The 1,928-nt window shown below is 61.3% G+C and carries 1 protein-coding gene and 1 pseudogene; both read right to left on the bottom strand.

Features of this window, described 5'->3' with window-relative positions:
- Positions 1-1,505: methyl-accepting chemotaxis protein (locus tag HX846_RS34695; RefSeq protein WP_178967201.1), on the bottom strand; the 1,505-nt coding region annotated here is incomplete at its 3' end.
- Positions 1,506-1,620: 115 nt separating this feature from the next.
- Positions 1,621-1,928, bottom strand: a pseudogene (locus HX846_RS34690) (PLP-dependent aminotransferase family protein); the annotation flags it as partial.

Genomic DNA, 1,928 nt, shown 5'->3' with positions numbered 1-1,928 from the left:
AGCAGGTTGGTTTGCTCGGCCACGCTCTTGATCACCTCAAGGACGGTGCCGATAGTCTGGATCTCCGCGCTCAGGCTTTCGATGCTGGTACTGGCGGAGGTCGCGGAGCTGGCCAGCAACTCGATACGCTGCAAGCTCTGACGCACCACCTGCTGGCCGCTGTCGACCTTGTCATCCGCCGTCTGCGCCGCCTGGGCCGCTTCTTCGGCGTTGCGCGCCACATCGTGCACGGTGGCGGTCATCTGGTTCATGGCCGTGGCCACCTGCTCGGTTTCTTCCTTCTGGCTGCTGACCTCGATATTGGTCTGCTCGGTGACGCTGGACAGCGAATGGGCCGAGCTGGCCAGTTGCTCGATACCCGCCTGCAACCCGCTGACCATGCTGCTCAGGCCGCTGCTCATCTGTTGCATCGCGAGCATCAACTGGCCCATCTCGTCCCGGCGACTGACTTCCATACGGCCACTGAGATCACCGGCGGCAATCTGCTGGGCCACTGCAATCACGCTGCGCAACGGTGCAACGATCAAACGGGTAATGATCCACGCGGCAATCAGCCCGACCAATAACGCCAACGCCGAAGAACCGATGATCAGCAACGCGCTTTTCTTCAACTGCGACTGCATCGACAGGTCTTCTGCGTCGTAGGCCTGATTGACCCGGGTGACCACTTCGGCTGCGCGCTCGTGCAACTGCTTGTAGACGACTTTTTCCTGGGCCAGCAGCCCGGTGTATTCGCCGAGTTTTTCGCTGAAGGCCGCGATATGCCCGGACACTTCGTTAAGCACGGTTTGGTAGCCAGGATCCTTGACGGTGGTTTTCAGCTGTTCGACCTGGGCCAGGGCCTGATCGGCCTGCTCGATCTTGCCTTGCTCGGCGTTCTCGTCATCGCCCTTGCGGCTCTGGTCCAGGCGCACGTGCGCTTCGTTCATGGCCTGCAGCATCAGGCGCGAGACCTGGCTGACCTGCCCCGCCTGCTCGATGAATTCGGCACCTTCCTTGCCCTGGCTTTCCTTAAGGCCATAGGCGCCGTCGTCCGCCAGCCCGGCCTGCAACACATCAAGGTTGTTGGCGACACTGGAGACCGACCAACTGGCCATTTCCAGCGCCAGGTCCTTGGTCTGGGTCAGCTCGACAAACTCATCGAACGCCTTGCGATACGCCGCCAGCGCCTGCTCGACGTCGCTCATCACCGGGACATTGGCAGGCGACTGGGCCTTGAGAATTACCGCCTGAGCCGCCAACGCGTCGACACTTTCGTGCAAGGCGTCCACCGACTTGGGGTCGGCATGCAGCGCGTAGTCCTGCTCGATCAAGCGCACCTTGAGCAAGCCGCTGTTGAGCGCCGACATGGCTTTAAGGCCCTCGAAGCGCTGGCCAACGGTTTGCAGCGACCATACGCCAATCGCGGCCACCAATGCCGTCAACAGCAGTACCAGGGCAAAGCCCAAGCCCAGTTTCTTGGCCATACCGAGGTTGGCAAAACGTCGTTGCACGGCAGAAATCATTGCACTTGAGTCCTCTTGCAATGGCGAATGCCATCAAGCCAGGTTTCGATGCAGCGAGATTCGCAACCCCGGGGCACTGAATACAAGGGTTTGGCGCCACAATAATGGCAAAAAGCTACATCCTCGTCGTTTTCAGAATGGTAGAGGTCGATCCTGCCGGCCCCATGGCCTTGAACAACGCCAGTGCACGCTGATCAGAAGCGTAGGCCACATTGATGCGCAGCCAGTCGCTGGATTCGCCCGTCGGGCTGAAAAGCGTCCCCGGCGACAGCAACACCCCCAGCCGGCGAGCCCGCGCCTGCACGGTGGAACGGTCGCCGACACCAGGGCGCGCCCAGAGGAACATGCCCCCCGCCGGCACCGCAAACACCTCCCACTCTTCGTCTTCCAGCACCTGCAGGGTCATGGCCATTTCCGTGCTCA

Origin of the sequence: Pseudomonas sp. K5002, from assembly GCF_013386655.1 — a bacterium.
GTDB lineage: Bacteria > Pseudomonadota > Gammaproteobacteria > Pseudomonadales > Pseudomonadaceae > Aquipseudomonas.
The sequence above is the reverse complement of the archived record's forward strand: the minus strand, read 5'-3'. Positions and strand labels throughout refer to the sequence as shown.